The sequence below is a fragment of the Marinobacter sp. genome (assembly GCF_048269445.1).
Classification (GTDB): domain Bacteria; phylum Pseudomonadota; class Gammaproteobacteria; order Pseudomonadales; family Oleiphilaceae; genus Marinobacter.
Genome location: NZ_JBLXIQ010000002.1, coordinates 254,604 through 269,126, shown reverse-complemented (window position 1 = coordinate 269,126; position 14,523 = coordinate 254,604). Strand labels below are relative to the sequence as shown.

The 14,523-nt window shown below is 57.5% G+C and carries 17 protein-coding genes; 13 read left to right on the top strand and 4 right to left on the bottom strand.

Going from position 1 to position 14,523, the window contains the following annotated elements; translation table 11 throughout:
• Positions 1 to 2 precede the first annotated feature (2 nt).
• Genes ACN0XM_RS04535 through ACN0XM_RS04520 form a run of 4 tightly spaced genes read left to right on the top strand, consistent with a single transcriptional unit; the run spans position 3 to position 2,925 of the window.
• Complete coding sequence (locus tag ACN0XM_RS04535; protein WP_417565728.1) at positions 3 to 656, top strand: amino acid ABC transporter permease; 654 nt, start codon at positions 3 to 5, stop codon at positions 654 to 656.
• A gap of 37 nt (positions 657 to 693) precedes the next feature.
• Positions 694 to 1,479 (top strand): amino acid ABC transporter ATP-binding protein, encoded by a 786-nt coding sequence (locus ACN0XM_RS04530; RefSeq protein ID WP_417565727.1) that lies wholly within the window; start codon positions 694 to 696, stop codon positions 1,477 to 1,479.
• Positions 1,480 to 1,489: 10 nt separating this feature from the next.
• Complete coding sequence (locus ACN0XM_RS04525) at positions 1,490 to 2,527, top strand: histone deacetylase family protein (RefSeq protein ID WP_417565726.1); 1,038 nt, start codon at positions 1,490 to 1,492, stop codon at positions 2,525 to 2,527.
• A 44-nt stretch (positions 2,528 to 2,571) separates the two neighbouring features.
• Positions 2,572 to 2,925 (top strand): RidA family protein, encoded by a 354-nt coding sequence (locus ACN0XM_RS04520; protein WP_048495639.1) that lies wholly within the window; start codon positions 2,572 to 2,574, stop codon positions 2,923 to 2,925.
• A gap of 72 nt (positions 2,926 to 2,997) precedes the next feature.
• Here ACN0XM_RS04520 and ACN0XM_RS04515 read toward each other — a convergent pair whose 3' ends face one another.
• Positions 2,998 to 3,531: a 1-phosphofructokinase family hexose kinase gene (locus ACN0XM_RS04515; protein WP_417565725.1), complete on the bottom strand. Its 534-nt coding sequence runs from the start codon at positions 3,529 to 3,531 to the stop codon at positions 2,998 to 3,000.
• 516 nt (positions 3,532 to 4,047) lie between these two features.
• Here ACN0XM_RS04515 and ltrA point away from each other — a divergent pair.
• From ltrA to ACN0XM_RS04490, 5 genes are all read left to right on the top strand, one after another.
• Positions 4,048 to 5,001, top strand: a complete 954-nt coding sequence (gene ltrA, locus ACN0XM_RS04510) for a group II intron reverse transcriptase/maturase (RefSeq protein WP_417565724.1) — start codon at positions 4,048 to 4,050, stop codon at positions 4,999 to 5,001.
• A gap of 213 nt (positions 5,002 to 5,214) precedes the next feature.
• Entirely contained in the window at positions 5,215 to 5,637 is a 423-nt protein-coding gene (locus ACN0XM_RS04505) for a hypothetical protein (protein ID WP_417565723.1), read from the top strand.
• Positions 5,638 to 5,873: 236 nt separating this feature from the next.
• Entirely contained in the window at positions 5,874 to 6,410 is a 537-nt protein-coding gene (locus ACN0XM_RS04500; RefSeq protein WP_417565722.1) for a GNAT family N-acetyltransferase, read from the top strand.
• Positions 6,411 to 6,712: 302 nt separating this feature from the next.
• The gene (locus tag ACN0XM_RS04495; RefSeq protein ID WP_417565721.1) at positions 6,713 to 7,246 is read left to right on the top strand and encodes a peptidoglycan DD-metalloendopeptidase family protein; all 534 of its coding nucleotides are present in this window, start codon (positions 6,713 to 6,715) and stop codon (positions 7,244 to 7,246) included.
• 163 nt (positions 7,247 to 7,409) lie between these two features.
• The gene (locus ACN0XM_RS04490) at positions 7,410 to 8,345 is read left to right on the top strand and encodes a M14 family metallocarboxypeptidase (protein WP_417565720.1); all 936 of its coding nucleotides are present in this window, start codon (positions 7,410 to 7,412) and stop codon (positions 8,343 to 8,345) included.
• A 32-nt stretch (positions 8,346 to 8,377) separates the two neighbouring features.
• On the opposite strand, the gene ACN0XM_RS04485 is transcribed toward ACN0XM_RS04490, so the two are convergent.
• Both ACN0XM_RS04485 and ACN0XM_RS04480 read right to left on the bottom strand, forming a co-directional pair.
• Complete coding sequence (locus tag ACN0XM_RS04485) at positions 8,378 to 8,590, bottom strand: hypothetical protein (RefSeq protein WP_417565719.1); 213 nt, start codon at positions 8,588 to 8,590, stop codon at positions 8,378 to 8,380.
• A gap of 60 nt (positions 8,591 to 8,650) precedes the next feature.
• Positions 8,651 to 9,727 carry a TauD/TfdA dioxygenase family protein gene (locus tag ACN0XM_RS04480; protein ID WP_417565718.1) on the bottom strand — a complete coding sequence of 359 codons (1,077 nt, stop codon included), beginning with the start codon at positions 9,725 to 9,727 and terminating at the stop codon, positions 8,651 to 8,653.
• 245 nt (positions 9,728 to 9,972) lie between these two features.
• Here ACN0XM_RS04480 and ACN0XM_RS04475 point away from each other — a divergent pair, with 245 nt between their 5' ends.
• The 4 genes from ACN0XM_RS04475 to ACN0XM_RS04460 are packed head-to-tail and all read left to right on the top strand — an operon-like array spanning position 9,973 to position 13,744.
• Positions 9,973 to 10,839 carry an ABC transporter substrate-binding protein gene (locus tag ACN0XM_RS04475; RefSeq protein WP_417566065.1) on the top strand — a complete coding sequence of 289 codons (867 nt, stop codon included), beginning with the start codon at positions 9,973 to 9,975 and terminating at the stop codon, positions 10,837 to 10,839.
• Between the two features lie 3 nt (positions 10,840 to 10,842).
• Entirely contained in the window at positions 10,843 to 12,030 is a 1,188-nt protein-coding gene (locus ACN0XM_RS04470) for an ABC transporter permease (RefSeq protein ID WP_417565717.1), read from the top strand.
• Positions 12,031 to 12,050: 20 nt separating this feature from the next.
• A complete protein-coding gene (locus ACN0XM_RS04465) occupies positions 12,051 to 12,998 on the top strand; it encodes an ABC transporter ATP-binding protein (protein ID WP_417565716.1) in 948 nt (315 codons plus the stop codon).
• Positions 12,998 to 13,744, top strand: a complete 747-nt coding sequence (locus ACN0XM_RS04460) for an ABC transporter permease (protein WP_417565715.1) — start codon at positions 12,998 to 13,000, stop codon at positions 13,742 to 13,744. Before ACN0XM_RS04465 ends, ACN0XM_RS04460 begins: the two co-directional genes overlap by 1 nt.
• Before the next feature lie 131 nt (positions 13,745 to 13,875).
• Here ACN0XM_RS04460 and ACN0XM_RS04455 read toward each other — a convergent pair whose 3' ends face one another.
• Positions 13,876 to 14,493: a TPM domain-containing protein gene (locus ACN0XM_RS04455; RefSeq protein ID WP_417565714.1), complete on the bottom strand. Its 618-nt coding sequence runs from the start codon at positions 14,491 to 14,493 to the stop codon at positions 13,876 to 13,878.
• Positions 14,494 to 14,523 lie beyond the last annotated feature (30 nt).

Below are 14,523 nucleotides of genomic sequence, written 5' to 3'. Positions count from 1 at the left end.
AGATGGAATTTGATTTCGGTCCGGTCATAACCTATTTCCCTACCTTGCTGAAAGGCCTGGGTGTGGGTTTCCTGGTAGCCCTCGTCGTTGCATTCATGTCTATTGTGGGTGGGCTGGTGGTGGCGGTGATTTCCATTTATATCAATAAGGTTCTGAGCTGGCCATTGCGCTTTTTTATCTGGCTGTTCATGACGACGCCACTGCTGTTGCAACTCTACTTTTTGTATTTTGGCCTCGGCGAGTGGATTCTGATTCCCGCCATCCTGGTTGGCATTCTTGGGCTGGGTTTTCACTACATGGCCTACAACGCCGACATTTTCATTGCCACCATCAAATCAGTGTCCGACGGTCAGTATGAAGCTTCACGGTCCCTCGGCTTTGGGCATGGTGCCACCATTTTCTACATTATTGTGCCGCAGGCCTTTATTCGCGCGATCCCGCAGCTGGGCAACAATATGATTTTAATGGTGAAAGATACGTCCGTCTTATCCGCTATTGGTGTGGCTGAGCTGGTGTATGCCTCTCAGTATGCGATCAGCGTAACCTTCCGGCCATTCGAGTTTTTCATCGTTATCGCGATGCTGTACTACCTGATCAACATTTTTATGGAGCTAGGCCAAGCCTGGCTGGAGCGGCAGACGGCCTATCGTCGCTAAACCCTAATCTATTGCAGCATCACAGGCGGGAGAACCCATGAGCACTGAACATCAAACCGAAACTCCGATGGTCGAAATCCGCAACGTGCACAAGCGGTTTGGCGATCTGGAAGTTTTGAAGGGCATCAACCTGACGGTAAATCGCGGAAAGATCATATCCATTATTGGTCCTTCCGGTTCCGGCAAGAGCACGCTGTTACGCTCGGTGAACCAACTGGAGGTGATTGACCAGGGTGAGATTCTTCTCGATGGTATCCAGGTGAACCGCCCCGATAAAAAAGGCCTGGCATTTGAGCGGCATATCAACCACATCCGCCAGAACATGGGCATGGTATTTCAACACTTCAATCTCTTTCCTCACCTGTCCACGATCGACAACGTGACCCTGGCACCACGCAAGCTGAAAGGTATGGATAAAAACGTTGCCCGGGAGTTGGGCATGGAATTGTTGAACCGGGTTGGTCTTGCCGAGAAAGCCGAGGTGTTTCCCAACTGGTTGTCGGGCGGCCAGAAGCAAAGGGTGGCGATCGCCCGGGCGCTGGCGATGCAGCCCAAAGTGATGCTGTTTGACGAGGCGACGTCAGCTCTGGATCCGGAGCTTGTTGAAGAAGTTAACCGGGTCATGCGCGGCCTGGCAGAAGAACATATGACCATGTTGATCGTGACACACGAGATGGGATTTGCGCGCGATGTTTCGGACTGGGCCATGTTTATGGATGGGGGGGTGGTCGTTGAAGAAGGCACCCCGGATAAGCTCTTCAGTAATCCGGATCAGGAGCGAACGTGCAACTTCCTGAGTAAACACCTCGGTGGTAATCACTAGGCGGTGAACCGTGAAATGTTTTTACCATGAGACGCAAAAGTTTCACGCCCCCAAGCACTTTTTGCTCCGTGGTCACCCTGCGCCCTCACCAGAGCAACCGGTTCGCTCTGAGCGCCTGAAAGCGGCGATTGAAGCGACGAGTGCCAGTCTGATTCTGTTGCCACCGCTTACCAGGGATACGCTACTTCTGGACCGGCTGAAGCGTATTCACACCTCTCGCTATCTTAGCTTCCTTGAGAGTGTGGTGGAGCGTTGGCGGGCCCTGCCCGGTGCTTCCGATGTGGTTGCTCCCAATGTACATCCTTGTGGCTATGCCCGTTTTTACCCTCGCCACATAATCGGCCAGGCAGGGTGGCACATGAATGATATGGCGTGCCCGATGGATCAAGGAAGTTATACCGGCATTCTCGCCAGTGCAACAACAGCACAGGCAGCGGCGGATGCCGTGCTGCAAGGCGAGGTTGCCAGCTATGCTCTGTGTCGACCGCCGGGCCACCATGCCGGGCCGGAACGGGCAGGCGGCTTCTGCTTCCTGAACAACTCGGCTCTGGCAGCCACCGTATTGCGTGAGCGCTATGAGCGCGTAGCCATCGTCGATGTCGATGTCCATCACGGCAACGGAACCCAGGACATTTTTTGGCAACGAAACGACGTCTGGACTGGATCGGTCCACGTCGACCCTGCGGATTTCTACCCCTTTTACTGGGGTGCGGCGGATGAAGTGGGGGAAGGTGATGGCGAGGGGTATAACCGAAATGTACCTCTGGCACTGGGTGCCAATGGCATTGATTTTTTACAGGCCCTGTCGCGCCTGTTGTCAGCGCTTGCCGAATTTCAGCCTCAGGCCATCGTCATCGCACTCGGGCTTGATGCCCATAAGGATGACCCCCTGGCTGGGATGACGCTGGAAACCGAGGATTTTTACCGCATTGGCCAGCGCCTGGCGCAGGTCAAAGGCCCGAAAGTGATCGTTCAGGAGGGCGGATATCCAACTGACAGCCTTGGTGATAATCTTGCCGCCTTCTTGCAGGGCTTCCGTTGTGGTTAATGGCGCGGGCTTCCCGCTTTATTCAACTAGAAAGAGTGTATTTTATGAGTGATCGTTACATCGACAGCAACCAGCGTATGAGTCAGGTCGTAGTGCATGGCAACACGGCCTATCTGGCAGGCCAGGTAGCTCATGACGCCAGTGCCGGCATGCGCGGACAAACCGAACAGATTCTGGAAGGCATCGATCAACTGCTGGCCAAGGCCGGTACTGATAAATCCCACATCCTGTCTGCGACCATCTGGGTAACTGACATGGCCGAGTTCCAGGAAATGAACACGGCCTGGGATGCCTGGGTTACACCAGGACGTACCCCAGCTCGTGCCTGTGTCACAGGCAATCTGGCCAAACCGGAATGGAAAGTGGAAATTATGGTCATTGCCGCCATTCCCGCTTGAGAAAGCGGGTTTTATCGGTTCGGGTTACCCCTCTGATGTATCGCAGATACGGGGCGTTTCGGTTTTGCCCGTTCATAGCGAAAGCTGTGTAACCCGAACTTCACCGCGGAGCCGGTCGACCGTTTCCTTATTGAACAACTCCGTTCCTGGCTGCATCACCGTTGCCGCGCTGCAGGCAATCCCTTCACGTAATGCCTCCCGTTCAGATGCGCCCTGCGCCAGTAGCCCCGCCGTACCGGCCACCATCGAATCACCGGCCCCGACGGTGGAGATCACGGGAACCGAAGGCGCTTCCGCCTTCAGGACACTGGACGAGGTCACCAACAACACACCCTCAGCGCCCATGGAGACGCATACCCAGGTCACGCCCCGCTCCTGCAATCGACGGGCTTCCCGAACGATATCCTGATGATTGGTCAGAGGCTGCCCGACCAGGGCTTCCAGTTCGAAACGGTTGGTCTTGATCATGAAAGGCCGGGCTTCGATTGCATGCTGCAGAAGTTCATCATGAGAGTCGACGAGTGCGCGCCCCCCGGCCGCCTGCACCCGCCGGACCGCTTCGGCGTACAGGTCCTTCGGTAAGCCCTGCTGTAACGAGCCGGTCATAACCCCCAGCCCCTCGCTGCAATGGGTCACGAATTGGTGAACTGAGCGGCTCGCATTAAGAGTGCGGGTCGTGAGCGACAGGGGAAAAGGCCACCAAGAGTGGTCAGGTAAGTGCCCAAGGAGATGAACGAAGGAGAACCGCCGATGAGGTGTCGAAACGGTGAATGTTGCTGTCAGAACCGGAGTCCCCGCGAAATTCCGGGAAGAGCTACGACGCGGACTGGTGACGGGCGTAGCGGCAGCCGGCATAGAGGCGGCATGACCTGGGTTCAGGCTTGAGTATGGAACATGAGAACCTGTCGTCCTGATGTTAAGGGAGAAGCACAAGTGGTAACCCCACGAGGCGAGAGTACCGATGCTGGGCATAGGGACGGATTGTCCCGTAGTAGTGTTGAAACACCTGTAATGGGTGTGGAGCGAAGGGGGCAAATTATCCCGTCGAGTTCAGATGGCCAACCGACTTCCGGGAGGAGTCATGTAGCCCCGACAAAGCCGTATACCATCTCGAAGGCTCTGGTGTATCAGGCCTATAAACGGGTTCGGGCCAACAGGGGTAGTGCCGGCGTAGATCGTCAGAGTCTGGAAGACTTTGACGCAGACCTCAGCAATAACCTTTATAAGCTTTGGAACCGTTTATCCTCGGGAAGCTATCATCCGCCACCGGTATTACGTGTAGATATTGAGAAAGCAACGGGAGGAACACGTCCTCTGGGCATTCCGACCGTAGCGGACCGTATTGCACAGACGGTGGTTAAGCTGCAAATCGAACCGGAACTGGAACGGCACTTCCACCCAGATTCTTATGGCTATCGACCTGGGAAATCGGCGCATGATGCGTTGAAACAAGTTCAGGCCCAATGCTGGAAGAAAGCCTGGGTGTTGGATATGGATATCCAGGGCTTCTTCGACAACATCGACCACAGCTTGTTAATGAAGGCGGTGAATCGGCATGTGACGGAAGACTGGCAGAAGTTGTACGTCCGTCGTTGGCTAAGCGCTCCGGTTCAGTTGGCGAATGGCTCCATCAAGTCACGGGACTGGGGCACTCCGCAGGGCGGTGTGATCAGTCCGCTGCTGGCGAATCTGTTCCTGCACTACGTCTTTGATCGCTGGGTAGAAAAGCGCTGGGTCGGCATCCAGTTCGAACGCTATGCGGACGACATTGTGTGCCACTGCTCCAGTGAGCGAGAATCTCAAGCGCTTAAAGCCATCCTCGATGAAAGGTTCAGAGCCTGTGGTCTGACGCTGCATCCGGAGAAGACGAAGATCGTCTATTGTAAGGGTGGGCAGCATCGGCAGGGTCGCCGTGGAGTGTACTTCATGGGAGCCATTAGCCAACGGGCAGCAAAAGAGATCCGTACGAAGATCACTGACTGGCCCTGGAAACGGTGGCCGACCTCCAAGCCGGCGCGTGAGCCGGGCGTTACAAGGCCAACTGAAAGGGAATTCAAGTGGTTACCTGCTATCTGAAGTACGTCATCGATCCCTATAAATTCGCCGAGGAAACTCGTTGTGTACTCAGCTGTGAGCGCAGTTTTATGAGGCCGGTCTTCGAGTGAACTCTGAACAACTTTCGGAGTGTGGCTAAACAAAAGCATTACCTGTTGCCAAAGGAGATTAAAGCCGGTCGGGCAAATCGTCAATACAGGCAACCGCAACAAAACAAGGTAGGGAAACACTTTTATGCTGGAAATGATTCTGTTGGTTAACACCGTCTGGTTTGCAATGGGCTTCCATGCCTTCTCAATTCGCCACAGGATATTTGCGAAAATCATGGTGCCCAGGGAACACAGGGATACACCCGTCTTTGATATTCTGGCCGAATCGGGCCGGTTTCTCGGTGGTTTCAATTTCGCTTTTGCTGTTTTTAATATTCTGTTGTTAACCAACCTGGACCAGTTTCCGAGCGATGCCCAAAGGTCGATCTTACTGTTCGTCTTCGCCATTGCTCATGGCTCACAGTTTATTTTTAATGTGCCGATTGCGATTCAAAATCGCAGGGGTGGTGGCGTATGGCAGGTTAAGGGCATGATGCTTTTTATCTTCATCACAGATTTCATCATGATGGCGTTAAACCTGGTTGCGGCTGGTTTTTACGCCATGTAAAACGAGTGAAAATGGGGGTTGAGCGAGAATTGGCCCCATAAAAGAGAGCATAGTTATGGTAGATATCATTCTGGAATCGACAATCAAATGCCCAAAATGCGGCCATGGGAAAACAGAAACTATGCCCACCAATTCAGCAGGGTTCAGGGTGTTGTGATTCTGGCCAATGACAGGTCAAAGCAGCACGCGGCTGACGGCCGCGCATGCTGCAAGAGTTGGCCAAAGGAAAATGCCCCATGAAACCCGATGTCACTATCAGGAATGAAACAAGCGACGACGCCAGCGCAATCAGCGAAGTGACTATCGCTGCCTTTAATACGCTGGAGATCAGCAACCACACGGAGCAATTCATAATCGAGGCGCTACGCGCCGCCAAGGCCCTCACGGTATCGCTGGTGGCAGAGATGGATGGCCGGGTCGTTGGTCATATTGCGTTCTCGCCTGTGACCATTTCTGATGGCACACCGGACTGGTACGGGCTTGGACCTGTTTCGGTCTCGCCGGAATACCAACGTCAGGGCATTGGCAAGGCCCTGATCCGCGAAGGATTGGCACAACTGAGGGAGATGCATGCTCGCGGCTGCTGTCTCGTAGGGCATCCGGAATACTACAAGAAGTTCGGATTCGATAACGTTCCAGAACTTGTCCATGAGGGAGTCCCACCGGAAGTTTTTCTCGCAATGTCTTTCGACGGGAATATTCCCCAAGGCACTGTCACTTTCCACGAAGGATTCAAAGCGGATGGCAAGCAGGAGCATGCAGGCGACGCTTGACAGCGCGCCTGAGGCTCGGCCTTAGCTGTGATCGCTTCACCTGCAAGCTGATATTATGGTGTCTCTATCGGCATCTAGCCAAAAGTCCTGCTTCGTGGATTAACCCGTGGACATACAGATTTTGAAAAGATCCCCAGCCTTGAGGACCGGCCTATGATGGGCCTTATTATCGCTGTCCAGATCGTGCTGCCATTGGCACTTTTGTTATGGCTTGCTATAAAGCCTGCCGGCAATTTGCTGGGATTCGCTTGTCAGTCGGCGGGCATTGGCGCGTTGATTTTTGCCCTGGCGCGGGTTTCGCAATGGGCGTTGCCAGCCTGGTGGTTACCGTCTGTTTACGGGCTGCTCTGGGTGGCGATTGTCTTTGCCTACCAATTGCGCCAAAAGCTTTCAAGCCAGCCAGCGTTGCCGGCAGGGCCATGGGCATGGGTATCGGTTGTCCTGTCACTCGCTCTGTTGGTGCCCAGTTGCGCGCGCCCTGCTCGGGGCGGGTCGTTGCGACGGAAGGAAACATGCCGGACTTCCAAGTGCCGCAAGAAGACTCGATTAACCGCCTGGGCAACCATGTCGTCCTGCGCTGTGATGGTGTTGAAATCGTACTGGCCCACATGCGCCAGGGCAGCCTGAAGGTGGGGGCCGGCGAGCGGGTCGAGACGGGGGCACCGCTTGGGGAGGTAGGCAACTCTGGCGCCAGTACCGAACCTCACCTGCACATTCACGCGCAGCGACCGGCGGTAGAGGGTCAGCCGCTCATCTCGGGGGACCCGTTGGCGTTGCGGATCGACGGGCGTTTTCTGGTACGAAATGACCGCCTGATCGGTGCCGGAGAGAGGTGAAAATAGTTTCCCGCGCAAAAACTGACCATTCTGCGAGAGCATGGGCCGACTTCGGAGGCGTTCACCTTCAAAAAGGCATTCCCAGATCCTGATGAACTTGCTAGCGTGCCAACTGCTCAATTACGTTCCCGGCCTATCGGGCGACCACCGGAGAAAAAACGAAATGAACACGGCTCCAACATCCTACCCAATCGGCACTCCTGGCACCCCGTGGGGCGACGCGGAACGCGCCGAATGGTTGCCACGGCAGACCCGTCAGCGCAGCTACGAGTCCGAGGTGTTGAGTGTGATCGATCGCCTTCGCTCGCGCTTTGACGTGGAAGAGTACGGCGCTCTGGATTACGGTCCGGATTACTATCCGCTGATGGCGATTCGCAGCCGGGACTGGAATGATGATCTGCCGGTGGTACTGATCACGGGCGGCGTTCACGGTTACGAAACCAGCGGTGTGCATGGCGCCCTGCAGTTCCTTGATAAGCACGCAGCGGATTATGCAGGTCGCGTGAACCTGCTGGTGGCCCCCTGTGTCAGTCCCTGGGCCTACGAGCGCATTCATCGCTGGAACCGTAATGCGATCGACCCCAACCGTTCATTCCATGAGGGCAGTCCGGCTGAGGAATCGGCCGCCCTCATGCGATTGGTGGCGCCGGTTCGTGATCGTGCACTGATTCATGTGGATCTCCACGAGACCACCGATACCGACGAATCGGAGTTTCGACCAGCGCTGGCTGCCCGCGATGGCAAGCCGTTCGAGCCGGCCGGGATTCCGGATGGCTTTTATGTGGTTGACGACAGCGAGAACCCGCAGCCGGAATTCCAGCAGGCATTGATCAGGGCGGTTGAGCAGATCACGCACATTGCGCCGGCTGATGAGAACGGCGAGATCTTCGGCTCACCGGTGGTCGCGCAGGGCGTGATTGAGTATCCGCTTACGCAGTGGGGTCTGTGCGCCGGTATTACCCGCGCTCCCTACCGGACCACTACTGAGGTTTATCCCGATAGCCCCCGTGTAACCCCCGAGCAATGCAATGCCGCGCAGGCTGCCGCGGTGTGTGCGGCAATAGACTATGGGCTGGCTCATCCAAAAACCTCTGAATGATGTTCCGGATCAGAATAGCGCCATAACCCGAACTAGACTTCCTCCCGTTCCTGTTCCTCCGCCCGCTTGTTGTCTCTGGCGGTAAACCCCCAGCCAACGGCGGCCAGCAGAATCAATCCGGTAATGATGGGTGATACCTCACCCAGGGTAACAACGGCGCCAATCAGCGACGCTACGGATGCAATTGCAGACAGTTTCCAGGAATAGCCGCTGGTTCCGGACTGTTTTTGAGGTACTTCGGTCATAACATGATCCTCGTGAGCCAGCCTCAACAGTAGCAGGAATCGGCGGACAAAACCTGTGGCTCAGTTCTGCATGCGTATGTCGTCTTTCCAGCGGAATCCCACGCCGCCGGCCTGCCACACGCCGTCTTTATTGAACGGGTGGGGGCCGGCCATATTGATGTACTGGGGCAAACCAAAGTGGGGTGAAAGGTTCCGCGGGGCCTTGATGGTTACCCGGTCCATGATGCGCAGCCCTTGCTGCTCCGCCGGCAGGTGCGCCTCGGGCGAGGCGCGGTGGGCGACAGCCCAGTTGTCGATAAACAGCAAGTCGCCGGTGTCGTATTCGTAGCGAATGCCGTAGCCATCCTTGAAGGAGTCGTTCAACAGGTCGTTGTAATCGTTGAAGAGCTCTTTCATGGCGGTTTCGTCCAGCAACTGGAAGCTGTCGGCGGGGGCGGGCAGAGTTTTCAGTTGGTCGAGTGTCAGGTCTTTTTCGGGCAGACGTTCGAGCACGGCGCCGGTCATGCCCAGGTGCAGCCACACGCTTTTGCGGCCGGAAATCGGGTGGGTATGAACCACGGGGTGGGTCACGCTGGATGCGGAGTTCACCGACACCAGGCGTTCCCAGAGATCCTGTTTTTCCGGCGGCAGTGAATCAAACGCGGCGCCCTGGTGCGCGAAGTGGGTACCGCCTCCGTTCTCCGGTGCCCGGGCCATGTAGTAGGCGCTGTGGGAGAAGGTGGCGGCCTCGAAACTGCCGTCGTTGTGCCACTGGGGGCCGACACCGAGAATGCCCTGGCGGCCATCGTTGGAGCAGCGGAAGATGTGCCGGTTGCGACCGGGCGTTGCGGGATGAACACCGTGGGTGGAATGGATCTCCCGGCCGCCCCACCATTTGCAGGCATCAATCAGTTCTTCGGGCGAGAGGCCGGCCTGGTGCTTGAAAACAATGAACCCGCGATTTGCCATTTCCTCTTCCAGGGCCTTGATCGCCGGCTCTGGCAGCTGGTTGCGCACGTCTGCGCCATAGATTTCAACGCCGATAGGGTCCAGCGGCTTGAGCGACAAGCCTTCCCGCTCGAGCAGGGCCACATTCTCCGGGTTCAGGGGCGCTACGGTGGAGGTCGGTTCGCGGGTTATTTCCAGGGTCTGTGCCATAGCCGTCAACTACCATGCTGCTCGTTTTCTAGACAGCCTAACCCGGTGGGTTTTTGGAATTCAATCCTGATATCCCCATGTCCATGTTTTGAATTGGTCGGGAGGTGGCTCTGCAGGGCAAGACCAATTCGCCTTTGCCTTCGTAGATGCGGCCTCTAGACTGTTATAGGTAACCAAAAACCAGAGGAATGACCGTGACTCCCATAACCCTTATTCGCCGCACAGCGGCATTGTTAGCGTTCGTGATGTCAGGCTCGGTATTGGCTGCTGATCCGGTGGTGGTGTCTTCCAAGATTGATACCGAAGGCTCGGTGCTGGGGCAGATGGTGTTGCAGTCCCTCGAAGCGGCCGGCATTCCGGTTGAAAACAGGCTCCAGCTTGGGGGCACCAGCATTGTCCGCAATGCCATCAAGGCCGGCGAAATCGATATCTACCCGGAATACACCGGCAACGCCGCCTTTTTCCACGATCAGGCCGAGCGGGATATCTGGAAGGATGCCGACAAGGCCTACCAGGCCGCTGCTCGCCTTGATAAGGAGGCCCACAACATTGTCTGGCTGGAACCGGCAGAGGCCAACAATACCTGGGCCATGAGCGTGCGGGGCGATCTGGCGCGGGAACACAACCTGGCCACACTGGAAGACCTGGCGCGGTATATCAATGAGGGCGGCAAGTTCAAGTTTGCGGCCAGCGCCGAGTTTGTGGAGTCCCCCAGTGCCTTGCCGGCGTTCCAGGAGGCCTATGGCTTTGAGCTGGAATCCGACCAGTTGCTGATTCTCTCGGGCGGCAACACGGCAGCCACCCTCCGCGCGGCGGCGCTGAATAACAACGATGTGAACGGGGCCATGACCTACGGCACCGACGGCGGCCTGGATGCGCTCGATTTGAAAGTGATGGAAGATACTGCGGGTGTTCAGCCGGTCTATCAGCCGGCGCCCATTGTGCGGGGCGAAGTGCTGGAAGCTTACCCACAGATCCGGGAGGTTCTTACTCCCATCTTCGAGTCGCTGGATCTGGAAACGCTGCAGCGCCTGAACGGCCAGGTTGCTGTGAACGGTGTGCCGGCAGACACGGTCGCCCGGAATTATCTGGATTCCCTGGCCCAGGACTGAGGTTTGTCGATTTTCAGTTCCGTTTCCCAGGATTCACTCCCGAACCGTGTCCTGCCTGTGCTGGGGGTGCTTGCCCTGGCGCTGGTCTGGCTTCTGGATATGGGTGTCATCCAGCCCAACCGGATTGTCCCGGGGACCGGGCACGGTCTGTTGTCGGCCGTTGGTGGGATAGGGGCTGGCCTGGTCACGGTGATTCTGGCTGGCTGTATTCTGCTGTCTCTTCTGCCTGTCCGCAGGCGATACCTGCCGCTCCTGGTTTTGGTAGGCCTTTCATTGGCACTGATGCCGTTACTGCTTGAGGTCTTCGCAAGCCGGCATCTGCCGGAAAATGCCCCCTATTCGCGCTCGTCCATTGGTGCGGGTTTTTGGTGCCTGCTGTTCCTGTTGTCCCTGATGCTGATCGAGATCCTCGGGCGCCTCGGGAGTGGGCGAGGGCTTCAGCTGCTTATCCTGGCGGCTATTTGTGGCAGCTGGCTGTGGTTCCTGCAGGGCGACGGCCTGGAGAGTCTGTCCCTGGTTCGGGAGTTCAACGCCCGGCCGGATAAGTTTGAGCAAGCACTCTGGACACATCTGGCGCTGGCGTTCGGTGCGGTAAGCATCAGCGCCTGTCTGGCGTTTGTGCTCGCCCTGAAGATGATTCGCAGCGCGGCTTGGCGCCGGCCCATCCTCGGTGCCGTCAGCTTTCTCCAGACCATTCCCAGCCTGGCGGTGTTCGGGCTGCTGATTGCACCGCTCAGCGCACTGGCGGCTGCATTCCCCGCGCTTCAGGCCATGGGCATCCGTGGCATTGGCTGGGCGCCGGCCTTGCTGGCGCTGGTGGCCTACAGCCTGCTGCCGATGGTGCGCAATACCTTTGTCGCGCTTACCGAAGTACCCGAAACCCTGGCGGATGCGGGGCGGGGCATGGGAATGAACGAGCGGCAGCTGTTTTTCAAACTCAAGCTGCCGCTTGCGCTGCCGGTGATCGTGGAGGGCGTTCGCATTACCACGATTCAAGCCATCGGCCTGACGGCGGTGGCTGCGCTGATCGGGGCCGGCGGTTTTGGCAGCTTTATCTTCCAGGGGCTGGGGCAGGCGGCGATGGATCTGGTACTGCTCGGTGCCTTGCCGACGATTGCCTTGGCGCTGCTGGCCGATGCGCTGCTCACGATGCTTGCGGACAGTTTAAAGCCGATACCGGCAACGGCCTGACAGGAAAAGGATGAGTCCGGATGATCGAACTGAAAAATGTGACCCGTCGCTTCGGTGATGCCGTGGCCGTGGATCGAATCAACCTGACGGTCGAAACCGGGGAAGTCTGCGTTCTGGTGGGCAGCTCGGGCTGTGGCAAGTCCACCACCCTGCGGATGATCAACCGGTTGTTGCCCCTCAGCGAGGGGGAGATTCTGGTGGATGGTGAGGATATTACCACCATGAACCCGGAGCAGCTGCGGTTGAACATGGGCTATGTTATCCAGGGCACGGGGCTGTTTCCGCACTGGACGGTGGCCCGGAATATCGCCATGGTGCCCCAGCTTCTGAAATGGCCCCGGGAGCGGATCGATGAGCGCGTGCATGAATTGCTGACGCTGCTGGATCTCGACCCGGCCACACACGCTAACAAATATCCCCAGCAATTATCCGGCGGCCAGGCCCAGCGGGTGGGTGTTGCCCGGGCGCTGGCGGCCAACCCCAATATTTTGCTGATGGACGAGCCTTTCGGCGCGCTGGATGCCATCACGCGGGAAAACCTGCAGCTGGAGATGCTGCGCATTCAGAGGCAGGTGCGGAAAACCACCGTGTTTGTGACCCACGACATCGACGAAGCCCTGAAGCTGGCAACCCGGATTGCCGTTATGGATCAGGGGCGTATTATCCAGCACGACACGCCGGAGAATATTCTCCGCCGGCCGGCGTCTGAATTCGTGGAGAACCTCGTGGGCAATCAGGACCGGGGCCTGAAACTGATGAGCCTGCGCACCGTGCGTGATCTGATGCAGAGTTACCCGCAGCCCAGGCAACCGGAACCCGGCACCGATGGCCTCAAGGAAGACGACAGTCTGAGAGTGGCCCTGTCCATCATGCTCTGGCAGGACTGCAACCAGATAACGGTGTTCAATGCCGATGGCCAGGAAACCGGAACCATCACCCGTGAACGCATTATCGGGGAAGGTGCCTGATGCGGATCTGGCTGCCACCTTTTCTGCTGACTGCGCTGCTGTGTGGTTTGAGTGCGGGTATGCCGGCCCTGGAGCCGTTGTTCGAGTGGGTCCAGCCGGACAAACAGAACGTGATTTATGAGCGGGAGAGCTTCCTGTCCCTGCTCCAGAACCACCTATTTCTGGTGGTTATTTCCGCCTTTGTCGGTACTGTCGCTGCGGTTGCGGGTGGTATCTTCGCAACCCGTCCCGCTGGCCGGGATTTTCTGCCACTGGTGAGCCAGATCGCGTCCATTGGCCAGACGTTTCCGCCGGTGGCGGTTCTCGCCCTGGCGGTGCCAGTGCTCGGATTTGGTGAAGCGCCGATTCTTGTGGCGCTGATTCTGTATGGGTTGCTGCCCATTCTGCGCAATACCCTGGCGGGCCTTGAGGGGGTTGATGACACGGTAAGGCAGGCGGCGCTGGGCATGGGCATGTCGCCCTTTCAGGTACTGCTGCAGGTGGAACTGCCACTGGCGGGCAGGGTGATCCTGGCCGGCATCCGAACGTCGGTCACCATCAATATTGCCACCGCCGCCATTGGTTCAACCATTGGTGCCCGCACTCTTGGCGACCCCGTGATTGCCGGTCTGGTAAACGGTAACACGGCTTATGTCCTGCAGGGTGCCATTCTGATTGGCTTGTTGGCGCTCACGGTGGATAGCCTGTTTGAAGCCGCTGAGCGGGTCTGGGACCGTCGGTTTCTGCCCCAGACTGCAGGCTTATAGCTGGCGCCCAGTCGCTGGTGCTGAACATACCGGCAGCTTCCAGCGAGCGAGCCCGCCGGTACCACGCATCAATGCCGGCTTGAGCGCAGGGTTAGTGTCCCGGCGCTCCATAGTGTTGGCGACCCTTGCCGTCAGGGCAGGATTATCAGGTGATTGGGCAGTTCGTTGCGCTCGTGGGTGGCGGGCATATGCTCTTTCAGGAGCTTGCCGCAGGCAGCAATGCAGTCAAGAAAGCCCTGTCGGGTCTGGCCTTGGCGCACCTTCGCGGTGAAGTCCGCCACGATGTCTTCCCATACCGAGTTATCCAGCACGTCGGCAATGCCCTGATCCACAAGGATCTCCACATAGCGTTCCGCTTCCGAAACGAAAATCAGCACGCCGGTGGCGCCTTCAGTGTGGTGCAGGTTCTGCTCCAGGAACTGCCGCCGCGCCAGGTTGGAGGCCCGCCAGTAACGCACCTGCCGGGGAATCAGGTGGGTGTTGATGCGGGGAATCCGGAACAGCAGGCTGAGCAGGATAAACGTGCCCCATTGCACCAGCATCAGCATGTCGGCACCGAACCAGCTGCCGAAGTAATTACCAATACCCGGCACCAGCAACGCCAGGATGCCGGCCCAGAGCAGGGGAATATAGCTGTAGTTATCGGACTGGGCCGTCAGCACGGTGACCAGTTCGGCGTCGGTTTCCCGCTCCACCTCGTTGATGGCAGCAGTAACGGATTCCTGATCGCTTTTGCTTAATAATGTCATGATTCTGTGATTCTCATTGTCAGGTGAGGG